Source organism: Paenibacillus sp. N3.4 (assembly GCF_008017805.1).
Taxonomy (GTDB): Bacteria; Bacillota; Bacilli; order Paenibacillales; family NBRC-103111; genus Paenibacillus_E.
Map to the genome: position 1 here is coordinate 181,747 of NZ_VRTT01000001.1, position 23,295 is coordinate 205,041.

The window sequence follows — 23,295 nt, forward strand, 5'->3', positions numbered from 1 at the left end:
CATCTTCATCGACTTATTGTACCATAGGTCTATCGTCCGTTCATCGGTTTTACAAAAAAGACAGTTATTGAACACGATGTACACCAACCGATTGGTTCACATTACCAATAATTTGAACAGGAACTGATTCTGTTTTCACCCGACCATTATGATACTGAATTTTAAAATGAATATGTTGTATACCTCGTGGCAATCCCTCCGTAAGTGACTGGAATTTCGGATCAAAAAGTTCCCCCTTGAAAAGGGTAGCATCTTCGTTCGATACAAGTAATTTGACAGAAACAAATAAGGAATTCCCATCCATACCCACAGTATCCATCCAAGCTGTAACTTCATCAACCGCAGCAGGCGCACTGATACTAGAAACCATGAATATCTCTCCAGAGTAAAAATCCCTAGGCGCCATTAACGTTTGATGGCCGCTTCGCTCATGTAGAAGCCGCCAATCCTCGGTATACATGACGTCCGAGAGAATCGTTAGCGGCTTGGCCGTTATTGCTTTAACTCGTGTATCTGAAAGAATACCATCGGACACGGTTAGTGTAACCTTGTAAATACCGACTAAGAGGAACCTATGGGTAATATCTTTAGTGAAAAAATGGCTAATGGCTCCATTAGGCCCCTCCAATTTCCAATCATAGGTTAAAGCATCCCCGTCCGGATCGAACGACCCATTGCTCATTTGAACAAAATCACCTTCCCAAACCGGCTTAGGAAACCAGTCAAAATCTGCTACGGGTGCTCGATTAATATAGAACCAGGTTTGAGGAGAATAGTCGGACCACGTAATTCCGTCGTTAACTCTGACTCTCACACGTAATTTTTCTCTAGCAGGCAGATTGGTAGGGACTGTCCAATTGCCCGATGTTGCACTTGTATATTGCCATTGTTGACCAGAATCCACAATGATCGTATCGTTTGCTTCATTTGTGATTTGAATCTGAAAATAGATAAACGTTGTTCCAGGATCAGGATCCGTCTGAATCCAATGCAACGTGGGTCGAAGGGTGCTAAACATCGTTGGATTAGATTGCGTGCCATCAGGTATAGTCATTGTCGCTTTGGGTGGCCGATTGGTAATCATCCATCCGATATTCGACCAAGTTGACCACACAGTTCCATCATTTACAGCTACCTGAACTTGATAGGCTTGACCAATTACTAACGATTGATCTAATGTCCACTGTCCTGACGTTGCAGATGTACCTAAAGGTTGAATCCCTGAGTCTATAACGACATTTCCATTTACATCTTTAATGACAACATGAAATGATGCAAAAATAGTTCCAACATCGGGATCACTTTGATTCCATTTTATAGTAGGCATTAAGGTGTTAACATAGGATGGGCTCGCTTGTGTTCCATTTGGAAACGTGAGAACAGCCGTTGGCGGATTATTAGGTACAGGTATTAGCACATTGACCGTTTGCTCATACCACTCACTCCAAATGCCATCTTCCTGCATCACAACTAGACTTACAATATAGGTTCCCGTTTGATTGGGATTTGTTGGGAAACCGAAACCTTCCGTTCCATCGGGGGCAGTGTACTTCCATTTTTGATCGAATATCCCGCGGTTAGTTCCATACCCTGCTTGGTAGTTTGAAGCACTCAGCCAACGATCAGGATCAAAACTTGCATCAATTGGACTTAAAGTATTGTTAGCGTTCTTTTGGATTGTAAATTGGGCGATAGGAACTCGAACTACTTTAACTAATTGGGTATATGGATCTGAATATTGACTGTAACTAGAAAATACTCCGTCCGCATAACTGTAACCCGGTGGCGATGGATCGTCGGGAATTTGATAGTCTACCTTGTAAAAACCCACCTTACTAAGTGTAGGATTCGGTGAAGTCACTAACAAATTGTTATAGCTGTTATTTGGCGCTATTTCAGAGTAACCATCACCATTATTTAGGTACTTATACGGCTGCTGATTTGTGAAGATCCATTTCGCTCTTGATGGCATTGCAGGATCATTCTCCGGATCTGAATAACTCGTGTTATAGACGATCGGTTGACCGACGACTACCACATTATCCATAAACTTTGTTGGTGGGTAATTCAATACTGAAATTCCCTTGAATTGCACATTTCCTTTCACTGCATATGGCCCGTAGGAGCCAGCCTCAGTGAATATGGTGTCATCTTTATCTAATACCGGTGAGCCATTCATATAGACTTTGATATGGGTGCCATTTAACTTGATTTTAATGTTATATGGCGTGTTTTCACTAATTGGCCAATCGATAGAACCTATTACTGTACGATTACCATTCACATAAGATACTAATTTCGTCGAATAGCGGTTATGTTCCACCCGATACATATTTCCTGCATTTTGAATTCGGAAGGAGAATCCAGCCGTTTCTTGGGAGAAATACTTGGTGGAAGTCCCACTTTTAAACGTAATCGCGTACGTGAATTCAGCATTTTGATTAGTAACTTGCGGGTCGTATAGTTGTCCATATGAGCGATATGGTTCCTTAATTGCAGTATTTAAGACGCTTCCCTCCAAAATTTTCTCTTTGTAGTTAGTTGTAGTACTCTCACAACAATCTGTCTCATAGTAACCATATCTGACATAGACTTTTCCATTATCAAGAATTCTAGTATTAAGGGTAAATGGTTTAAAATCTCGATAATAATCACGCCCCGATTCAGTAATAAATGGAGCTTCAGATATTAAATTTCCAGTTTTTATATCTACAACTTGCAAACTATAAATTCCTTTAAATGTACCGGAAATCGAAGCTGTCATACCTACTAAATATCCGTCTTTTGAAATAGCACTATTTTTATCAACAGATGATTTAGACCACAGTAATGTTCCGTTAAAGTCATACGCATATACCTTCGAATCCAAACTCAAAAGAAATATATCTTTGTAATAACCTATGAATTCTCCTTTTGAGAATGGTGTTGTTGCTATGGTTATATCTTTGAGTAGAGATGTCGAATTAGCATCTCTAATTTCAAGATGATAAGAATCATTACTGCCAAATCTAAACATGTACGCGAACTTTGACAAATCACTATTAAATGGAATCGTACGGTCATAACTTGTCCACCATGAGTTAGTGTTTGGTTCGGTCACTGTCCAAAGCGTGCGACTATCAAGCACCTTACTTATAGTCAGTGGACTATTATCAGGCGAAGACCAGTTAATCACTGGATTTCCTAATTGAGTATTAGGAAGCATCGAATTAACAGGCGAACCGCCGCACCAGGTTTTAGGACCATTACCACCTGCCCAAGATGTTAGAATATAGCTGGGATCAAGTATTTTTTCGATAGGTATCGACCACCAGTTATTTCCGTATCCATCACAATCCCCACTAAATGCTGTAAAGGAATATAAATAGAGATATTGTTCTGTTACAGAATAAAGCTCGGGTCGAGGGTTATACCAGTAGCTTCCTTTTGGTTCTAAAGGGGCTGTCTTAATCATAGTTCCGTTCCGTCGGATTTCCCATTGTGTTAATGCAGCATCCATGTTAATGGTGATATCCTCGCCTAGAAGGGCTTTTTCGTAATCACCTTTGGCTACATCACGAGCCGTTAACGTAGACGGGTTAGGTGCGTTGTAGGGGGAACTCTGCCCGGCATACTTATCTGAATTTTGAAAATAAGGAGCCGTCTGTAACTCACCGGAAGAGTTCTTGAACCAAGCAGCTTTTAGCGGTACATCGCCATCTAACGTACTTGTTTTCCAATTGGGTTGTAAGAACGTATCGGTTGCGATCTTTTTTGGCAGCTCTAAAGGCGGTGGTTGAATTTGTCCTGCCATCGCAAATGTAGCAACAGGTTGATCGTTTAGAATTTCAAAATAATAATCCTTCGAGTCCGATTTTTTATATCCTTCTGCTTCTTGAATAAAAATGTGCAGCTTGCACTTGCCTACTCTTGAAGCCGAAAAATAAATATTTCCATTGGCATCCCGCGTGACGGCAACAGGTGTTTCATCTTCGAAACTGCCATTATTGTTAGAATCACAGGTTATGGTGTCGGTATGAATTAGAATGGGGTCATTGTCTGGCGAATACGAGGAATCCTGGATGATCATTTGATTATTTCTTAATCCTGTAGGTGGAACGAAGGCTTGAGCAATGGGAGGCAAATCTGGGAGTACGTTAATAGTCGTGGAAGCTGGAGTAATGGCATGTAAACCGTTGGAATCAACTACATCAAGTGTGACTATTTCTTGTCCTGATGTTGGGTAAATCGTTCTTTTATTCCCCCATACATATTGGACAATGCTGTATCCGAAAGGACTATAGCTGTTAGCGCCTGAAATGTCGGGTGTAAAGGTTCTACCCTCAACGATCCTTGAAGGAACATTGATAACGGGTACAGGATTGGGAGGAACAACGTTTATTGTAGCCGTTTTAGTCGATGATGCCCCGCGATAATCCATGGCTGTGACTTGGATCTGAAATGTACCTAGCTTGTCTGGAATAAAGTAGCTATATCTTTCGTCGTATTGCCACCATCCCATGTCCACATATTTTGTTTTCAACCAATCTGCATTCGTATTATCAAAATCCCATATGTAAATGAAAGCGTCCCCGTCCGGATCATAAGGCGTTGCTTTCGTATCTGGAAGTATTTCGGGTGTATGAAGAATTTGCAAATCTACGTGTGTACCTACCTGAACGTTAATCAAGGGCTGAATCGCATTCACATTTCCCCGATTAACAAAACCCGGTGTAAATACAGGAGGGCTATTTGGCTTTGAATTATCGATATAGATTTCAAATGATTTAGTGCCTAAGTCCTTCACGGTTCCACAGGTTGTTTTGATAGTGACACTGACTTGTACAAATCCGACTCCCATGCCTTTCGGATATGGCAGTCCGTTAAAAGAGTGTATTTTGCCATTCGTATTTGAAGTTTGTAATTTATTGTCTTGTGTGAATTTAGCGGTGGTGTTTAAGTAAGCGCATGAATCACCGCCAGTGACGGAAACGTTAATTACGCTAACGGAATTGCTTTCACCAAACTTAAGTCGGGGCTTTTCAATAGTAAAGGCGCCGTCAACCTTCTCTGGTGTAATAACTGGTCCGCAGCTTGAAGATGGGATGAAAACTTTACTTATAGTGTTATTCAGTTTTGTTTCTTCGTCAATCGCGTTAGTTGAATCTAACTTGACAGTAATTGACTTCTCCAACGGTGATGTGAACTTATAACTGAAAGTTCTACCTAGTGGTGTATCCTGCGTTGCCCCAGTCCAATCGTCTGTTTTTAACAGGACGCCATCGATTCTGATTTCAACTTTGAACGGCGTTGAAGTGTCGGGACCGATGTTTCTGAACTGATATTCGAATTGAACGGTTTCGCCTTGTTGGAAGCAAGAAACGGATGGAACGATGTCGATTGCTACGAGATCGGGTTTATCGATTTCTAGATAGGTTACATCAATATAGCCAGAATAAAAATACGCATTAGCAGCCCATTCAGTTTGAACCTCCATTAAATAGTTTCGATCTTCACCTTTGCCTGTATCGGGTTTACCGTAATAGTCAACACCATCATCTAAAAGTCCCTTTTCAAACTTTCTGAAAATCTTTATATAATTTTCTCCTCCGCTTGTTCGTCCCCAGTCATAAGGGATTACGGCATTTGAATAAAGATTAGGTTTAGCAAATCCTCCTGTAATACGGATAGATGCATTGTCGATTTGGTTAAGGCTAATAGTATTTTTGCTATTATCTAAAAAATCTTGTTTACTATGATAAAAAATAGATGGAGGAGTAGGGTCATATGAAGCTGTGACACCTGCACCATATCCATTCCAATTTGGGGCAATTCCTTTTAAACCGTCATATCTTAAATCCTCTGGATAAGAAATCATTGTGCTACTATTTCTAGCGTGTCCTTCTGTCGGAATCAGTCCCGGATATTGCGAAAAAGTATTACCATCATAAGTCGAACTATCCGCATCAAACTGCATAATTGGAGTATATTTTCCTGTATGTTCCCAAGCTGTTCCACTTGGCAATCTGTAAATATGGTGACCAGGATTTGTTGATTGTTGACTGTAAAGAAGTCCAATCTGCCCCTGTAAATTGTTAACATTTAGGTTATAACCTTGTAATGATGCCAAGGAAGTTTTATCTAAATTATTAACGAATAATTTCCAAGATTTTATTTCACCTGTGACATGACCATCCAATTTAAAGGTAAAAGATTTAGTTTTCTCAGGGTATACATATTCATTTTGACTAGAATCAGCGGTGTTTGAATTAAAATTAATATATATTCTTTTTGTCAGTGGGGAAGCTGCGAAAATGGAAGTTTCGAATAATGGAATTAGTAATTGAATCGAAAAGATGAATAAAATTATTAAATTAATTTGTTTATTCGCTTTTTTCAACTAAATTCACTTCCCTATAATAAAATTAATCTGCTCTGATTGAACCTTTAAATCAATCCTTGGCGTATTCCCTAGACTTAATATTCTATCGATATATTCCTTTTTAGCATTGAATCCTAGCCAACCCTGGGTATCGCCTATTTGATCCATCTCAAAGGACTTCAAATCATTTTTTTTGTGTAAAGGAACCCACAAAATCTAGCATTGAAATTGATTGTCTAGGATAGAAGCTAAAGTGATCTTTCTTTGTAGAATTTTTCATAGTTATATCAAATGCTATGGAATATGAGTTTTGACCATTGCTTATACGGCCATCCTTATAAAGATCGTAATAAGCAGAATTACTATCGGTATGATCTATAACAACAACCTTATTGATAAACATGTCAAGTCCTTCGCCAATATGATGAGTATAAGGGAATTCCTTTACGTTGATTCCCCACATGGTATCAAAATTACTGCCCCGTAAATCGATTTCCGCAAAGCTAGCAGCCGCTTTATCAACTTCCAACTTTCCACCGCTAATTACCGTCATGACTCTCTCTATTATTGTTACAGACTGAGCCCTTGTCGTAGGCTTCCCAGATCCTAATTCACCACCGCTAAGACCTTGAATAAGCCCTATTTTAGCCGCGTTATACATAACTGATTTATCATCGATTTGAACAGCTTTGTTTTGAAGAGCACTGTCCGACGCGCGTAATGCGATTCGGGACATTTCCAAACGCGAAATAGGTTCGTTTAGTGAATCAGCCGGGAAATCTAAATCTCTCAAAATCCCCTTGTTTTTCGCAGCTGCTATATAGGGTACAACCCACTCGGATCCCGTTGCTGCGCCATTAACCGGTTCTTTGATTGCCGTTACCACCATTTTTACAAACTCAGCTCGGCTCACATTTTTTTCAGGTTTAAAACTTGCATCCTCGTAACCGTCCACATAACCCTTTTTCACAGCGCCCTCTATAGAAGATTTAGCCCAATGATTTGAAATATCGGAAAAAGAAAGCTGTTTTGCAACCATCGGCGAACTGGAGTTGATTTCAACTGCCGCATCACTCACATTGTTTGTGCAAGCAGTTAGGATGGTCGTCATCGTTAATACAGTAAAAAGTTTCTTTAACATCATTAATCTCTCCTTTGTTTATCTGTTCATATCCAAAACGTGACTTCATCATTATCGGTAGTATGTCATATTTTTCCTGTTAATGTCTACCTTTTTTATCCATATCAATCCATATAAAAGCAAAAAAAACCGCCCCGCAATCGCCATTTACTTAGCGACTGCATGGGCGGTTCTTCCGCACGTTGCAATACTTCTTCTTTTATGAAAATACCATGTATTCGTATTTTTGTAAATCTCTAATTTTGAAGTTCATGCGCATTTTGCAAAACCGTAAGTTCGTCTGCGCTTAGCTCTCTAACTTGCCCTAATTCCAAATTCGGATCAAGTGCAAGCGGGCCCATAGAAAGTCGTTTCAAATAAACAACTGTTTTGCCTACGGCTTGAAACATTCGTTTAACTTGATGAAACTTGCCTTCCATAATGGTTAGCTCAATCTCAGAGACAATCCCTTCAGGTTCGCTCCCAGTCTTTAATATTTTCAGCACGCCCGGAAGTGTCTCGTAGCCGTCATCCAGGGTAACGCCTTGCGAGAAGGCTTCACGATCAGCTTCGCTAACCTCCCACTCTACTTTGGCATAGTACGTTTTGGGAACGTGTTTGCGCGGCGAGAGAAGATTGTGGGTCAGCTTCCCATCGTTGGTAAGTAAAAGGAAACCTTCCGTATCTTTATCCAGACGTCCAACTGGAAACACGTCAAATGGTTTGTAGACGGCATCCAAAAGATCAACAACCGTGCGATCACGATTATCTTCCGTCGCAGACACGACCCCCTGCGGTTTATTCATCATCAGGTAAACGAACTCACGGTATACAACCGTTTCTCCATTTACTTGGATGAGGTCAGTATCCGGATTTACTTGCATGCCGCTATCTTTCACCTTCACGCCATTGACGATAATCGCACCGCCTTTGGCGAGGCGTTTGAGTTCAGAGCGCGTGCCAATGCCAACGTGGGCGAGTATTTTATCGAGCCGTTGTGTTTGTTTCATGACCGACTAGGTCCACCTCCAACCGGGCGGGTATTCGTTCTTCAGCATCCCGTCATGCCATTTCCCCCAGCCGACGGGATGGCCTTCGATGCAGACCAGGCAGTAGCCTTTGGCTGCCTGGTTCACTTCCGGATCGCGGATGATCTCGCTCTCCGCGACTTCGAGCGTCTCGCCCTTCAGATACCGAAGGGCTCGCTCGTCGCTCGCAGCCAAGCTCAGCGCTCGCTTGGCTTCGCGCATGCGCAGTCCCATGGCTAGCGCATGGGACGGTTCGAATCGGCCGCGGTGCAGCGCGCCGATGTACCAACCTGGCCGCACGACTTTCAGTCCGTGCAGCTCAGGCATGACCTCCGGCGACGCATACGCGTGCTCGCCGTAGCATACGAGCCGCTCCGCGGCGAAGGGCGTGCTGTGCAGCAGCTCGCCCATAAATGCCTGCAGCGGCTCCAAGCTTACAACCGCCGTACGATCAACCTTCGCACGGCCTTTCCCAACCCGCGGCGCTTCACGTCCGCTGCGCCTCCCAGCCACGGCATCTGCGTGCCCCTCAGTCACTGTCGATCGCAGCACAGCCACATAATGCCCTTCGCCCTTAAGCTTATGAGGCCACAGTCTTGCCGTTCCCGCGACAGCTTCAACAGCACGCGCCGAATAGGATTCATGGCACCATGGCTCACGCAGCCAATCCGGACGTCCTGATGCAAAGACGCCATCGGCACAACCTCAAAGATTGGATGTTTATCCAAAAATTCAGCAATTTGAGCCTCATTCTCTTCGGGAGAAAAGGTACATGTTGAATAAACAATCGTTCCCCCAGGCGCCAGCATCTGAGCAGCTTGTCCCAATAATTCCCTCTGCATAGCGGCAAACTCTTGGACAGAATGACGTTCCCATTGCACCATCATATCTTCTTCCTTACGGAACATTCCCTCACCTGAGCATGGGGCATCAATTAATATTTTATCAAAAAAGCCTTGAAACGCTGTTAACATTCGCTCCGGCCGCTCATTCAGAACTACGGCATTGCGCACGCCAAACAACTCGAGGTTCTTGACGAGAGCTTTGACCCGGTCCGAATGATTGTCATTAACGACAAGTACCCCTTCGCCTTTCAGCTTCGCGGCAATTTGAGTTGATTTCCCACCCGGCGCAGCGCACAGATCCAATACCCGCTCCCCTGGCCGAACATGAAGCAGTTCAACAGGCGCCATGGCGCTAGGTTCTTGAATATAATAAAGACCCGCGTGATAGTAAGGATGCTTGCCAGGCCGTTCTCCCTCTTGATAATAATAGCCTTCAGAGGCCCAAGGTACTGGGGTCAAAGTAAACGGACTTTTCGCCAAGAAATCAGCCTTATCGATTTTATTGCTATTAACCCGCAAACCAAACAACCTTGCCTCGTCATAGGATTTTACATACTCTGCAAATTCGTCTTCCCCTAATAAGTCAATCATTTTCTCCCTAAATAAAGCAGGCAGCTGTTTTGTCATTTTTTATCTTCTCTTTCATCATGAACTCTTCATCTCATCGGTATTATAGCCGAACTGTCACTAAACAGCCAATTATTTTCAAAATACGAACAGGATATGCTATACTTTGATAGAAGATAGAAGAAAGTATATTTCAATGAGGTGCATAATGAAGAAGCTGCTTATTTATCTTGGCATTGTAGTTATTTTATTTGGTGGTTTGTATTTGGTTAATCAACAGTCGACCAAAGCGTCGGATAAGGCGAATGCAGGCAACCCTTATGGCGTAGCCGCATCCAAATTAAATCCGGAAACCGTGAAGCAACTAACGGATCCAAACTATCAAAACCTGATTTTACCAAAAGATTTGGACCAAAGATTGAAAAACAAAGAAACATTTTTCCAATATTACTATGCTTCCACATGCCCACACTGTAAAGTAACGACACCAGTTCTAGTTCCAATGGAAAAAGAATTAGGTATCGATGTGAAACAATACAATTTAGAAGAATTCAAGGAAGGCTGGCAAAAATACAATATCGAATCAACGCCTACCCTCGTTTATTACAAAGACGGGAAAGAGGTAGAGCGTATTGTCGGCGGAGTGCCTGAATCCGCAACGACTGGCGGTAATACACCAGAAGTATTCAAAGCCTTTTTCCAAAAATATAAAGGTTAACAGCCATACCAAAAAGGACTTCACACCATTTAGGCGTGAAAGTCCTTTCTTTTACACCAACAAACCTTAATCATGGCCTTCTTCCTCACTTGGACTCGGTGGATTGCGTTTCACTTTTTCAAGCTGTTCCACAAGGTTATGATCCAAGATTTCGATATCCAGATCATAGGCTTCAAATGGCCGCTCCTTAAAAAGCAAAAGCTTATCCAAGTAGATTTGGCTGTCTTCCTTGATTTTCCCCAAGTTTATCCCTAGCGAATCATCCGGATATGACGATAGTTTGTTCAATCCTGCGCTAAAGAGCTTGATAGAACCGCTTACGTTTCCATTCGCATGATGATAAAGGCCCACTGCAACCTGCAGTAGACCTTGGTATAAGGGACTTCGACCTTCTTCCAGCCAAAGCTCCTCCATCACTTCATGACATTCAAAATAATCTCGCTTTTCATTGAAATAATACAAGTAAGCCACATATAAACGATCATAAGCACCCATAGCTTAGGATTGATCTCCTTTTTTGGCCCGAGTGATGGCTGCTTCAATTTCTGAAGACAAATCACTTAATTCCCATACGTCATCCAAATCCCATATTTCGTTAAATCTAAGCTGGAATTGAGCGGCTTCCCTTACGCGATGATAAAAATAGAGTTCTTGAATATGATTAAGCACTTTCGTGACCAAATTGGCGTGATCCTCAAACATTTTCTGAGATTCAACAATCTCACCGCGGATGCTGGACATTTCCTGATCTAATAAATAAGCGGCTTCAGCGGCTTTGCTTAAGCGTACGCGCACATCCGAAGGGAGCTGCTCTTTATATTTATAATTCAACGAATGCTCAATAGTTGCCCAGAAATTCATGGCCAAAGTCCGAATCTGCACTTCGGCTAAAATGCGTTTCATGCCCAAAGCCGTTTGGACGGGATATTCAATAATAATATGAAAACTGCGGTAACCGCTTGGCTTTTTATTCGTTATATAATCTTTTTCATAAACAACATTCATATCTTGCCTGCTGCGAATCAGCTCAACCAGACGCTCAATATCTTCTACGAACTGACACATAATGCGAAGGCCAGCTATGTCCTCGATGCCTGATTCTAATTCATCCATTGGAACATTTAGTCGCTTAGCTTTCTCCAGCACGCTGGATATTTTTTTGACACGTCCGGTTACAAACTCAATGGGAGAGTACTCTTCCCGACTCTTGAGTTCACCGCGCAATGTCTTGAATTTTACCTTTAACTCTTCCACCGCTTGTTCATAAGGCAGGAGAAATTTCTTCCAGTCTCGTCCATCCATCGTTTTGTCCTCCATTCCAATGAGGTTACTTCTGATCTGCTCCGATTGCCTGGGAAATATGTGTATATCCGTCTCTTTTTAATAAGGCTTGCAGCCCTTCATTTAGGTTGCCTAGAAGTCCCGGACCTTCGTAAATCAAAGCCGTATATACCTCAATTAAACTTGCGCCAGCCCGTATTTTGTCATATGCATCTTGAGCCGTAAAAATGCCGCCAGCCCCAATGATCGGAAGCTTACCTTCTGTCAGTCGGTAAACGCGGCTTATGACTTCCGTTGATCGGCTTGTAAGAGGGATACCGCTCAGTCCGCCTGCTTGCTCACGGTTGGGGTGGACAAGACCTTCTCTACTGAGTGTCGTATTCGTCGCAATAATACCCGAAACGCCACTATCTTGGATCGTGCGCACGGTTAATTCAAGCTCTTCATTCGTAAGATCAGGAGCTATTTTGACCAAGATCGGTTTAGCTGGCTGATGGCTTTTTTCCTGTTGAATCTTCATTTCTTCCGTAACGGCTTCGAGCAATCTATGCAAGTCATTCCCATGTTGTAAATTACGCAAATCCGGAGTATTTGGTGAGCTAATATTGACGACAAAGAAGTCGCCGTATGTATACAATTCACGAATACAAGCCCGATAATCCTCTTCTGCTTGTTCGTTCGGTGTTGTTTTGTTCTTTCCTATATTAACAGCTACGGGAATATCCCGCTTTCCTGTCTTTTTGAGATTACTTGCCATTTCCTCTGTGCCTACATTATTGAAACCCATTCGATTGATTAACGCGCGGTCTCCGGAAGGCGAAATAGCCGCGGCAGCTCGTTGCCCGGTTGTGGCTTCGGTGTAATCGTTCCAACTTCCATAAAGCCAAAACCTAGTTGTGAAAATCCTTTGACGGCCTTGGCATTTTTATCCAAGCCAGCAGCTAATCCAATCGGATTCTGAAAATCAATTCCCCATAATTGTTGGGCCATGAGCGGTGAAGGCGATACGCCATACATCGACTTCAACAAGCGTTTGCCTCCAGGAAAAGCGCCTACTACGCTTAATCCGTCAATCGTAAGATGATGCGCCCGCTCTGGATCCATTCGGAACAAAATGGGCTTACCTAACTTCTTATAAAGCATGTCCTATGCACTCCGTTCTCTAATGACTCTAACAGTCAGTTTAGCTGACATTGTGCAAATATGCAATCCAAAGCAGCCCTTAAAGCTGTTTTTCAAACAAAAAATCCCTGCTCCGAAAGGGTCGCAAGGGAATCATTTCGATCTATTTAACGACCCTAGGCTTCTGTGCGAAGAAGCAGTCGTTCCAGATGCATCGTGATATAGCCCGTTTCATCATCCGGCACCTCTAATTGCAATGAATCGCTCAACATGAGGGATAACACCTTTGCTTTTACATACGTATCGCCGTACTCCTCTTTAATCTTTTCAAGCAAGGAATTTTGCAAAGTCTTCTTTTGCTTAACGCGCTCGATAACACCCTTCAAATGACTGATAAATCGAACTGTGGAGAAAGAATCGTCAAAGTTGAAACCTAGCTCTTTCGCCGCTTCAATCGTTTGAGAGACTAATCGAACGACAACCAAAGAATCCGAAGCCTTCTCCTTCTTGCGCGCGCCGTTGAAATGCATCGCCAGGAAGGCAACTTCATCGTCCGGCAGCTTCACGTCCAGATGGTCATTAAGGAAATCTACGGATTTGTTGGCTACCTTATATTCCTCTGGGTACATATATTGAATTTCGTAAGCGAAGGGGTTCGTGATGAAGATGCCGCGTTTTTGCCGTTCTACGGCAAAGTTAATATGATCAACAAGGGAGGCATGTATGGTCTCAGAGAAATCACCTTCCAGCATACTTTGCGCATAGGCGATGACTTCCTCGGTGATCCCAATAATTTTCACATCAACGGCATTCAATATTTGCTCGTAGTTTCGGAGAACTTCCGATGTATGGAGCAGAAACTCTTGGGTGATTTCACTTTCAACAATGGACATACCCGGTGTTTTCTTAAATCCGATTCCTTTACCGAAGGCGATCGAGTTTTTCCCTGATGTTAGGTGTGCCATCACCACATTGTGAGAAAGTACGTGAATGATCGTCCGTTCAATCATGAGACACCTCCGCGATCTTAGGCTTGTCCTGATTTCTCTTTATGAATTTGAAGCATAGGTTGAATACTTTCGCGAATTTGTTCAGATTCCGTTCCGAAGACAACATGCACATTTCCTTTGCCTAGTCGGATTACCCCAATAGCCCCGAGCTCTTTAAGCTCGCTATCACTAATAAGACTCTCTTCATGAACCAACAAACGCAGGCGTGTTATACAGGCATCGATCGAAAGGATATTGGTAGCTCCCCCGATATGCCTCAAAATACGAGTAGGGCGATCTTCTTTGATCTTCACAATTCCCCCTGCTGCATCAACAGCTTGCACAGACGATTCATCCTTTCCTGAGTCTTTAGCTGAAAAATAATGCAGGTAGATCCGAAATGTAAAATAATAAAGAAAAAAGTATCCGACACCGATAAGGAGAATCCAAAAAGGATTCGTGGATAAGTTCCAATTCAGAACAAAATCGATAAAACCTGCTGAAAAGCCAAAACCCATTTTCGCCTGTAAAATATTCATAATCATCATTGAAAATCCTGTATAAATGGCGTGTATCACATATAATCCAGGTGCTACAAACATAAAGGCAAACTCAATGGGCTCCGTTACACCGGTTAAGAAACTCGTCAAACCGGCGCTTAGCATGACAGGGACGAAAAGCTGTCTGTTGGCGGCAGAGCTGCTTTTGATCAATGCAAGGGCGGCGGCGGGAAGACCGAACATGATGACTGGATAATATCCGGTCATGAATAATCCCGCTTCCTGATCTCCAGCAAAAAATCTTGAAATATCGCCGTGTACCACTTTGCCTGTCGGTGTAACAAAATCGCCGATTTGGAACCAAGCTATATTATTAATGATATGATGCAATCCTGTGGGTATGAGCAGGCGATTCATTATCCCATAGATGAATACTCCGATATTCCCATTCTCTACGATCCATAACCCGACGGTGCTGATTCCTTTCTGGACAGGAGGCCACATAATGCCCATCAACACGCCTAAAACCACCATGGCTAGAGAAGTAATCAAGGGTACGAACCTCTTGCCTCCAAAAAAACCTAAAGCCTTAGGAAGACGAACATGCTGGAATTTGTCAAAAAAGGCGGCAGACAGCAGCCCTACAAGCATTCCGCCTAATACGCCCATATCCAGCCGGGAGGCAGCTTCTGTACCCGCTTGAAAATGCTTCAAGACGTTATCGAATACAAGATACCCCACCGTAGCAGCCAATGCGGCTATCCCGTCTCCTGACGTAAGACCTATAGCAATGCCTACAGCAAATATCAAGGGTAAATTATCAAAAATCGCGCTTCCGCCAGACCCGAAAACTTGAGCTGCCTGCATGAGAAACGGATCTTCAAAAGTCATTTTTCCAATTCGCAATAAAATCGAGGCTGCCGGCAGCACGGCAATCGGAATCATTAAGGAACGTCCTATTTTCTGCAATAAATACATGAATCTCATGTCATCTCACCTATAGCCCACAAGTTTGGCCGTTTCTTGTTTGCTCTTCTATATCCCAATTATAGTAGAAAGAACACCCTCCTGAAAGGATAAAATCCTCTAGGATAAGGTGTTTTTTCTATATCATGTATCGGGTTATTTAACTGCTCCTGCTGTAATCCCGCTTGCGATTTGACGCTGGAAGATGATATAGACGATCAAGGTTGGAATAGTCGTTATCAGCAGACCAGCGAATAGCGGTCCCCACTCTACACGATATTGCATTTCGGCTTGCATCACCGCAAGACCGATTGGTAATGTGTATTTCGTCGGTTCATTGGTCAAAACTACCCCAAGGAAATACTCATTCCAGTTATTGAGCATATTCGTAATCATGACCGTTATAAGACCGGGTTGAGATAATGGCAGCATAACATGAAAAAATGTCCCATAGTGCGAGGTACCATCGATAATCGCAGCTTCTTCAATTTCCTTAGGTAATGATTTGTAGAAACCTACAAGCAGGAAAATACCGAAAGGCAAATTTAATGAAGCATAGACGAGAATTAATCCCCACCAAGTGTTGATTAAATGTAGATCATTGAGCAAGAAAAACAATGGAATTAAAGCTAATGCAAATGGAATCGTCAAGGCAGCAATATAAATGGTCAGAAGAACTTTACTTCCTTTAAAGGCATATCTGGCTAAGACATAAGCTGTCGTTGCTGAAAGAATGATCGCAAGCACTGTACTTCCAACTGTAACGACAATGGAGTTCAGAAAATACGTACTGAAATTATATTTGTCCCATACATAGGAAAAGTTCGACCACAATAGTGGAAATTTGGGTAAAGCCCATGGCATATTTAGAAAAAATTGCTGATTGTTTTTCAACGAATCCAGGAGCGTCCATATCAGCGGATATAGTACGGCAACACTCCATAAAAGTAGAATAAACCAGACGATTAGCTTAGCAACCGGATTTTGCACTCTCATTATTACGGGCTCCCTCCTTCAGTATCCATATCTTAGATGGCATTAATGCATTTCGATGGTTTGATGCCGCAATATTCGCTGCAAGACGAGCGTAGTAATGAGCGAAAGAACCAAAATCAATACGCCAATGGCTGCACCATAGCCGAAATGATATTGCTGAAAAGCCATTCGATACAGATAAGATCCCATAACCTGTGTTGTATTATCGGGTTGTCCGCCATTCGTCATTAATTGCACGATAACAAAGGAACCATTCAACGTGGTAATAACAATATTGATAATGGAAACCTGAATTTGCTCCCAGATGAGCGGCATGGTAATGTTGCGAAATTGCGACCATTGCCCCGCTCCGTCTATATTAGCTGCTTCGTAGTAGGAGGCAGGAATATTCACGATTGCGGCAATCATTAAAATCATATAGAACCCAATACCAGCCCAAATCGTTGGAGGCAGTAACATCCATATCGTATGCTGGGTAAATCCTAACCAAGCAATATCTACTTTTTTATCTGTAAAGAGGGATAAAAAAGCATTTAAAAATCCGATTTGTGGATTATAAATGAAGTTCCACAAAAACGCCGATTACAACGACAGAGATCACATTCGGAATAAAAAATATCGCACGGAAAAATCCGGAGCTTTTCAATTTAAATCGGGTTAAAGCGACTGCGAAAAAAGTGGCAAGAATCATAATGCCAATAACCTTGCCCGCTACAAGAAAATAATCATTCCCAATGGCTTGCCAAATAATAGGATCTTTATACATCTCAACAAAATTATCTAATCCGATAAAGGTGCTGTTCTCTGACATTCCCGACCAATCATAAAGTGACTTCTGCAGCGCCTGGTAAGCCGGGTACATGGTGAATACACAGAAAAACAGAAATGTCGGAATGATGAATGAAGCGATGAACAGATTCCGTTTCCACTTCGTTGTGCTGGTCTTCATTCTATCTTCACCGTCCTTGTATCAAAATGCGGAGAACTCTGCAAGGCGATCGCCTTACTCATTCCCCGCTCTTATTCATTCAGTTCTTACTTCTTTTGTTTTGCAACAACATCCGTTACACGTTTGACCCACTCTTCAGGTGTAATTGTGCCAATAGTCAGAGCCACTGTTGCATCCTGCATCGCTTTATCAACGTCTGCTGTGAAAGATACCGTTGGTACAACGATAGTGTCCGGGGAGGACAAGAATTTCGCTGCGTCTTTAACGAAGCTAGGTGCTTTGGAGGAAGAAATGTCACCTTTAATGTTGGAAGGAGCGCCACTCAGCTCAGCCCACTGAGAAGCTTGTGTTTTCGAGAATACGAATTGCATGAAAGCTTTTGCAGCATCTTTGTTTTTCGCTTTTTTCGGAATAGCGAATGTGGATGTGGACGTATTAGCTACAACTTTTCCACCTTTATCTTGTGTGATCGAAGGAATAAATCCGAAATCAAATGTTGCTGGAACGTCTTTTGCCATTTCGTTAGGGAGCCATAAACCATTCGGGATAAATGCATCTTTATGCTGTAGGAACAAAGATTGGGAATCCGTGTGATTGATTTGTACGGAAGCTTTATCGATGTAACCTTTATCACGCATTTGAACGATTTTATTTAACCCTTTAAGGATGGCTGGGCTTTTCCAAGCTTCCAAATTGTTTGTAGACATATCTTGCAGCAATTTGTAATCGTTGTTATTAGCCGATACGATTGCCGGGTAGAGGACACCGCCATTGATGTAATAAGGATATTTACCTGTATGGATGAATGGATTGATGCCAGCGGCTTTAATTTTTTCACTTACTGCTAAGAATTCTTCGAAGTCCTTCGGTTCAGCCCAACCTTTTTCTTTGAACAGCGCTTTATCGTAGAAAATCCCCCATGAGCTCATTACGAAAGGAATATTGTACATTTTGCCATCAAAGTCTTGCGGCTTTTGAGCAAGCAAATCTAGGATTTTATCGCCATCAACGTTTTTAGCGTCTTTCAGCCAGTCAGTCAGATCTTCCAATTGGCCATCTGTCACCAATTGACGGTCGAACAATTCAGGTCCATCGATATATACGAAATCAGGTGGGTTACCAGCGATCCAACGGGGTTTCATTTGTTCGTTGATTTTTGGTCCCGCACTTTCTTTAATTTTCAGATCCGGGTTAGCTGCTGAGAAATCAGCAATAACTTTTTTCCACCACTTGTCGCCATAACCGCCTACAAAGTATTGGATTTCGAAATCACCAGACAATTTTTTAACAGCAGCGGTAGTTGGTGCAGCAGTTGCAGCCGTCGTTGGAGCGACCGTTGCAGCTGGTTTTGCTGTTTCAACTGGAGCGGCTTTACCACAACCTGCTGCTACAAGTGCCATTGATGCAGCCAAGCCTAAAGTAGACCATTTTTTCATGTTCATGTATTCATCTTCTCCCTTTTTTAAATAATTCTGTTCATCAATTTTTTATTAGGTGGTTACAGTGTCACTCATTTCGCCAGTCGTTTGTGCGATCAGCCCCTTTCAGAAATGTCATTTTGGCAAAAATAAAAAGGGCATAGTTATAGAAGAAGACTTGCATTCTCCAATAACTAATGCCCTTACGGTAACATGTTATTAAAACTAACATATTTAATTGTTTTTCGTGCTCAATGTGATTAAATCTTACAATATCGTAACATGATCGTCAACATAAATTTTCAACAGCATATTCTACGAACTGCCACACTTGTGATAAGATAGTATATATCTGTTAACTCTAAAGAAAAAGGTGAATCCTATGTCCAAACGCAAACCAACCTTAGCCAATCGTAAAGCCAAAGATGAAATAAACAAGAAAGCTATCATTTGGACAGGTTCCATTTTACTTGCAGTTGTTATTGCCATGACTTTATTGCTCATTTTGAACAAATAACAATATTCGAAATGATTGAATTGTTCATATTTTGAATTGTAATCGCTTTCCTCTTCCTTGTCAATACTAAAATTTCTAAATTTTTGGATATAAAAGAAACCGTCAGATCATCCTGACGGTCTTTTTGCGTGTAAACCCATTCGTCCCGTTAAGGCGATCAGGGCACACTGCATATGGCAAATCAACTTTACGGGCAAGGATTTCATACCTGTTTCGACGGTCAACGCAGCCATGAAATTCTTATACCCATCGTTCATATCCTTAACGAACTCAATCATCCTTATTTGATCAAAAATAATCAATTCGATGGGATAACGAACTCCAGAGACGTTACTTCTAGCAAAAGCTTATCATTACGCCTATTCGCTTGGCCATAACACTTATTCAGTTCGTTAGATCTATAATCATGCTGTTTTCTCTTCCATAAAGACAATACAGTTCGTTAGAGCAATGTCGCTACCCATACGGACTTTCAGAGAGTTCCACAGGATAAAAGGGGTAAGCTTCGCATATCCCAAAACCAAAAACATATTAATAAAATATACCTAACGGGTATGCCATTAGGTCTTATTATGTTGTTATCCAGTTCAACCAATTTAGCCTGATTTCCATCTAATCCAGCCATTTATATTTCTTCGCGGGATTACTGTCATTTGTCTGCAAGGGTAAAACAAAAGATTGATTGGGATTGCCTCTTCCGGCCCCAGAGCCCTGATTGCCATCTCCACCCCCACTGCCAGGATCTGAATCAGGAGGAAGCACGCCTTTGCCTATGGTTACTTTTGTCTCATGAGGGACCATGTTGTACAGTTCTTCAACATCAGCCTGCAGCATTCTGACACAGCCATGGGACTCATCCTTGCCTACACTGGTTGGCTTATTCGTTCCATGAATCGCGTATAACGTATCGGACAATGTCATCCCTCTGCTGCCGAATTCCCCATTTGATTTGCCATTGGGATTACGCACCTTTTCTGAAATCTTAAACTCCCCTTGAGGCGTCTTATCCCCACCTAAGCCCACAGGATAACTTCGAATCACGTAATTGCCGCTTACCAGAACTAAGCGATGTTTGTCCGTATCGATGATAATTTGAAGGGGTTCCCGCAGCGGATCAGCCGAAGCTTTCGGCTGCGTATTGACCGGCTTATTCTGCTCCGCTGCGGTCTGCTTCTGCTGTTCATTCTGATCCGTAGAAGCCGCTACCGCATTACCGGTCTTGGCTTTCTCTTTCAGCATGCTTACAGCTTGCGGGAACGTCTCCTTCATGGTGGGCGTTAGTCCTGGCAGCAAATTATCCGGATAAGGTTGAGTCAGCTGCTCGGCCTTGTCAGGAAGTCCCCCGCTCCTTTGCTGATAAGCTTGGATTGCGCTTTGCAAGACAATCGCTTGCTCCCTTTCATTCATCCAATTCGAAATGACAGGAAGAAGCGCTGAACTATCTGCTACCTGACACGAACATACCTGAGATTGGTAATAGGTAAGATCAGCCTTGCTGTCGCCGCCAGCCTGCTTCACGACACCCAATAGCGGCCTCATGGATCTATTCCACTCCTGCCATTTGCCATCCTTACTCCGAGGCGCTTCCATGATAACAGACTCCCCAGAATCCGTTCCCGACGAGGAAAGGACTTGCTGGAGCTTCTTCCCCCAATCACCCTCGGTCACATACAATTTCAACCCATCCGGCTCCTGTGGAGTAGGGCTAGGGGATATGTCTGAACTTGTAGGGAGAGAACCCGACGCACCATTCTTTCCGCGATAGTCGTTCACTTGTTCTTTGGCTACATCAATCGCTGCAGGAACAGCGAATAGCAGCAATAATGCGAGAAGTGGCAGCCATCTACTTAGTACCCCTGATTTACGTTGAGGAGAATTCTTCGCTTCTTTCTCCAGGACAGGAGGAGAGAATGTTGGCAATGGCCCATCCAGCGTAATTTTCTGCCGCTCAAAAGCTTCGTATATCTCACCGGACTGAGCAAAACAATAAGCAGCTTTACCCTCCTTCCCCTTCGCAGCATATTCCCTCCCCAGCAAATACCAGGCCATTTTATGATCAGGATGTTCTTTTACATATTTTTTTAAATAAAGAGGATCTTCAATAGGATTATGTTGAAAAAATTTCTCCAACTGATCATTGCGCCGGTTATCCTTCAACTTGGTAATCTCCTTTACACAGGTTGTGGCTCTTTCTCATTTATCGGCATTACCAGTTGGAAGTTGAAGTAAAAAAAAGACGAGCCTGGTCAAGGGTTTCCCCTGCCAAGCCCGCCAAAGACGGTCTTTTGCTTATTTCACAAATGTTTTTGTACGCAGAATTGCCGTTTGATGGGCAACATCCCACTGAACATCCAAGCCAATCTGCTCTGCAAAAAAGCGTACAGGCACATAGGTACGATCTTGTTTCACATACGGAGCCGCATCTGTCGTCTGATTGATGTCAGCTTTCCCCACTTGTTTGCGTTTAACTCCCGTTTGGCCGATAGTCAGCTCAACGGTGACATCCCCTTTAATCAGCTGTACGACTGACTCCCCAGCCTGTTCAACATATTTGACTTCATAACCAAAAGTTTCGCTGATTGCACGAACAGGAACCATCGTTCGCCCATCCACATTTTCAGGTTGCGCATCGAAAGTAATCACATGACTATCATTGACCACTTTGATCGGCTGACCTTTTGCTATATCATTCGGCAATTGATAGGGTGTAATTTTGCGAATCTTGTTATTTGAAGAATCGGCAACGATGATGTTGCCTTGAGCCGTTACGAGAACATCCGTAGGATTATAAAACTGAGCCGCTTGCTCTACCCCATCCGTTTCACCCGTTTGGATTGTTCCAGCAATTGTCGACACCTTCCCATTCCGTAAATAACGAATCGAGTGATTTAAGCTGTCTGCGATTAAGAGTCCGCCTTCTGAAGTTACAGTCAGTCCTTTAGGAAAGTCGAACCTAGCTTGTAAAGCGTCGCCATCCTTGAAATCTCCACCGGCATACAACTCATTTTTCTCATATGTCGGCGTTGTTCCTGCAACCGTTGTAACGGTTCCAGCTTTTAAATCGATATAACGAATGCGATGATTTCCAGTATCACTCACATATAAATTCCCTTTGCTATCCAGAACCAAACCTGAAGGCTCATTAAACTTCGCCGCTGCTAAATTGCCATCCAGAAAATCGCCGGCAAAAGAAGCTGTGCCTGGTCGAATTTGAATAACGCGATTGGAGGATGCATTTAACGTAGATACCAGACCATCCGTCGCAATTTTACGAATGACATGATTCAAGGAATCAGCCACATACACCGTACCGTCAGCGTCGACTGCAACAGAGGTAGGGTGATTGAATCTTGCCTCTGAACCTTTTCCGTCTTTACTGCCGATAACTCCGTTCCCCGCCAAAGTCGTCACTTGTCCGTTCGTCGCAATCATGCGAACAGCGTTATTCGCCGAATCCGCTACATAGATATTCCCTTTGGCATCCGCCGCCAAACCGGCAGGCTCATTGAAAAAGGATTCTGATGATTTCCCATTCAGAAGTCCTCCCATAGGAAAACCTTGACTATTTGTCTTCACGACAACATCAGGCCCTGCAAAAGTCGTAACTTTTCCGTCAGCTATTCGACGAATAACATGATTTCTCGTATCCGCTACAACAATGCTTCCATCCGAAAGCTGAACCATACTGCCCGGTGAACGGAAAGCCGCACTTCGTGCAGCCCCGTCCTTTTCATCAAAATCTCCAGTACCGGCAAGTGTAGTTACATCAGCCAGAATTTGTCCGCTATTTGTGAGCAAAGCATCAGAAGAAAGGCCTGCCGCCCAAGCTGATGAGCTCCCCAGAACCGCAGTAGCTACGATGGAGGAAACAAGAATATATTTGAAAGGTTTCATAGGTCTCTCCTTTTATTTATGTAT

General features: G+C 42.8%; 15 protein-coding genes and 2 pseudogenes. 2 read left to right on the forward strand and 15 right to left on the reverse strand.

Annotated features, from left to right (window positions below; all coding sequences use genetic code 11):
• Positions 1-64 precede the first annotated feature (64 nt).
• From FU659_RS00785 to FU659_RS38655, 5 genes are all read right to left on the reverse strand, one after another.
• The gene (locus FU659_RS00785) at positions 65-6,379 is read right to left on the reverse strand and encodes a CARDB domain-containing protein (protein WP_147945783.1); all 6,315 of its coding nucleotides are present in this window, start codon (positions 6,377-6,379) and stop codon (positions 65-67) included.
• Positions 6,380-6,545: 166 nt separating this feature from the next.
• The gene (locus FU659_RS00790) at positions 6,546-7,505 is read right to left on the reverse strand and encodes an S-layer homology domain-containing protein (RefSeq protein WP_147945784.1); all 960 of its coding nucleotides are present in this window, start codon (positions 7,503-7,505) and stop codon (positions 6,546-6,548) included.
• 233 nt (positions 7,506-7,738) lie between these two features.
• Positions 7,739-8,491 (reverse strand): pseudouridine synthase, encoded by a 753-nt coding sequence (locus tag FU659_RS00795; protein ID WP_147945785.1) that lies wholly within the window; start codon positions 8,489-8,491, stop codon positions 7,739-7,741.
• A gap of 6 nt (positions 8,492-8,497) precedes the next feature.
• Positions 8,498-8,941, reverse strand: a complete 444-nt coding sequence (locus FU659_RS38650) for an RsmF rRNA methyltransferase first C-terminal domain-containing protein (RefSeq protein ID WP_147945786.1) — start codon at positions 8,939-8,941, stop codon at positions 8,498-8,500.
• Between the two features lie 101 nt (positions 8,942-9,042).
• Positions 9,043-9,981 (reverse strand): RsmB/NOP family class I SAM-dependent RNA methyltransferase, encoded by a 939-nt coding sequence (locus FU659_RS38655; protein ID WP_147945787.1) that lies wholly within the window; start codon positions 9,979-9,981, stop codon positions 9,043-9,045.
• 148 nt (positions 9,982-10,129) lie between these two features.
• On the opposite strand from FU659_RS38655, the gene FU659_RS00810 reads away from it, so the two are divergent.
• Positions 10,130-10,639 carry a thioredoxin family protein gene (locus FU659_RS00810; protein ID WP_147945788.1) on the forward strand — a complete coding sequence of 170 codons (510 nt, stop codon included), beginning with the start codon at positions 10,130-10,132 and terminating at the stop codon, positions 10,637-10,639.
• Between the two features lie 66 nt (positions 10,640-10,705).
• Here FU659_RS00810 and FU659_RS00815 read toward each other — a convergent pair whose 3' ends face one another.
• The 8 genes and pseudogenes from FU659_RS00815 to FU659_RS00850 form a co-directional block, all read right to left on the reverse strand.
• Positions 10,706-11,134 (reverse strand): DUF309 domain-containing protein, encoded by a 429-nt coding sequence (locus tag FU659_RS00815; protein WP_147945789.1) that lies wholly within the window; start codon positions 11,132-11,134, stop codon positions 10,706-10,708.
• 3 nt (positions 11,135-11,137) lie between these two features.
• Positions 11,138-11,941: a GTP diphosphokinase gene (gene yjbM / locus FU659_RS00820; RefSeq protein WP_147945790.1), complete on the reverse strand. Its 804-nt coding sequence runs from the start codon at positions 11,939-11,941 to the stop codon at positions 11,138-11,140.
• A gap of 25 nt (positions 11,942-11,966) precedes the next feature.
• Positions 11,967-13,063, reverse strand: a pseudogene (locus FU659_RS00825) (quinone-dependent dihydroorotate dehydrogenase).
• 155 nt (positions 13,064-13,218) lie between these two features.
• The gene (locus FU659_RS00830; RefSeq protein WP_147945791.1) at positions 13,219-14,052 is read right to left on the reverse strand and encodes a PRD domain-containing protein; all 834 of its coding nucleotides are present in this window, start codon (positions 14,050-14,052) and stop codon (positions 13,219-13,221) included.
• A 17-nt stretch (positions 14,053-14,069) separates the two neighbouring features.
• On the reverse strand, positions 14,070-15,518 hold the full coding sequence (locus FU659_RS00835) for a PTS transporter subunit EIIC (RefSeq protein WP_261807533.1): 1,449 nt from the start codon (positions 15,516-15,518) through the stop codon (positions 14,070-14,072).
• A 135-nt stretch (positions 15,519-15,653) separates the two neighbouring features.
• Complete coding sequence (locus FU659_RS00840; RefSeq protein ID WP_147945792.1) at positions 15,654-16,493, reverse strand: carbohydrate ABC transporter permease; 840 nt, start codon at positions 16,491-16,493, stop codon at positions 15,654-15,656.
• A 42-nt stretch (positions 16,494-16,535) separates the two neighbouring features.
• Positions 16,536-17,442, reverse strand: a pseudogene (locus FU659_RS00845) (carbohydrate ABC transporter permease).
• An 86-nt stretch (positions 17,443-17,528) separates the two neighbouring features.
• Entirely contained in the window at positions 17,529-18,884 is a 1,356-nt protein-coding gene (locus FU659_RS00850; RefSeq protein ID WP_147945793.1) for an ABC transporter substrate-binding protein, read from the reverse strand.
• A 358-nt stretch (positions 18,885-19,242) separates the two neighbouring features.
• Between FU659_RS00850 and FU659_RS36735 the strand changes: the two genes are divergently transcribed.
• Entirely contained in the window at positions 19,243-19,377 is a 135-nt protein-coding gene (locus FU659_RS36735; RefSeq protein ID WP_261807534.1) for a hypothetical protein, read from the forward strand.
• Positions 19,378-19,989: 612 nt separating this feature from the next.
• On the opposite strand, the gene FU659_RS00855 is transcribed toward FU659_RS36735, so the two are convergent.
• Positions 19,990-21,534, reverse strand: a complete 1,545-nt coding sequence (locus FU659_RS00855; RefSeq protein ID WP_147945794.1) for a L,D-transpeptidase family protein — start codon at positions 21,532-21,534, stop codon at positions 19,990-19,992.
• Positions 21,535-21,666: 132 nt separating this feature from the next.
• On the reverse strand, positions 21,667-23,271 hold the full coding sequence (locus FU659_RS00860) for an NHL domain-containing protein (RefSeq protein ID WP_147945795.1): 1,605 nt from the start codon (positions 23,269-23,271) through the stop codon (positions 21,667-21,669).
• Positions 23,272-23,295: the final 24 nt, after the last annotated feature.

Coding starts and splice junctions, on each gene's coding strand:
- FU659_RS00790 (WP_147945784.1), bottom strand. CDS start 7,505: ATGATGTTAAAGAAACTTTTTACTGTATTAACGATGACGACCATCCTA.
- FU659_RS00795 (WP_147945785.1), bottom strand. CDS start 8,491: ATGAAACAAACACAACGGCTCGATAAAATACTCGCCCACGTTGGCATT.
- FU659_RS38655 (WP_147945787.1), bottom strand. CDS start 9,981: ATGACAAAACAGCTGCCTGCTTTATTTAGGGAGAAAATGATTGACTTA.
- FU659_RS00810 (WP_147945788.1), top strand. CDS start 10,130: ATGAAGAAGCTGCTTATTTATCTTGGCATTGTAGTTATTTTATTTGGT.
- FU659_RS00815 (WP_147945789.1), bottom strand. CDS start 11,134: ATGGGTGCTTATGATCGTTTATATGTGGCTTACTTGTATTATTTCAAT.
- yjbM (WP_147945790.1), bottom strand. CDS start 11,941: ATGGATGGACGAGACTGGAAGAAATTTCTCCTGCCTTATGAACAAGCG.
- FU659_RS00830 (WP_147945791.1), bottom strand. CDS start 14,052: ATGATTGAACGGACGATCATTCACGTACTTTCTCACAATGTGGTGATG.
- FU659_RS00835 (WP_261807533.1), bottom strand. CDS start 15,518: ATGAGATTCATGTATTTATTGCAGAAAATAGGACGTTCCTTAATGATT.
- FU659_RS00840 (WP_147945792.1), bottom strand. CDS start 16,493: ATGAGAGTGCAAAATCCGGTTGCTAAGCTAATCGTCTGGTTTATTCTA.
- FU659_RS00850 (WP_147945793.1), bottom strand. CDS start 18,884: ATGAACATGAAAAAATGGTCTACTTTAGGCTTGGCTGCATCAATGGCA.
- FU659_RS36735 (WP_261807534.1), top strand. CDS start 19,243: ATGTCCAAACGCAAACCAACCTTAGCCAATCGTAAAGCCAAAGATGAA.
- FU659_RS00860 (WP_147945795.1), bottom strand. CDS start 23,271: ATGAAACCTTTCAAATATATTCTTGTTTCCTCCATCGTAGCTACTGCG.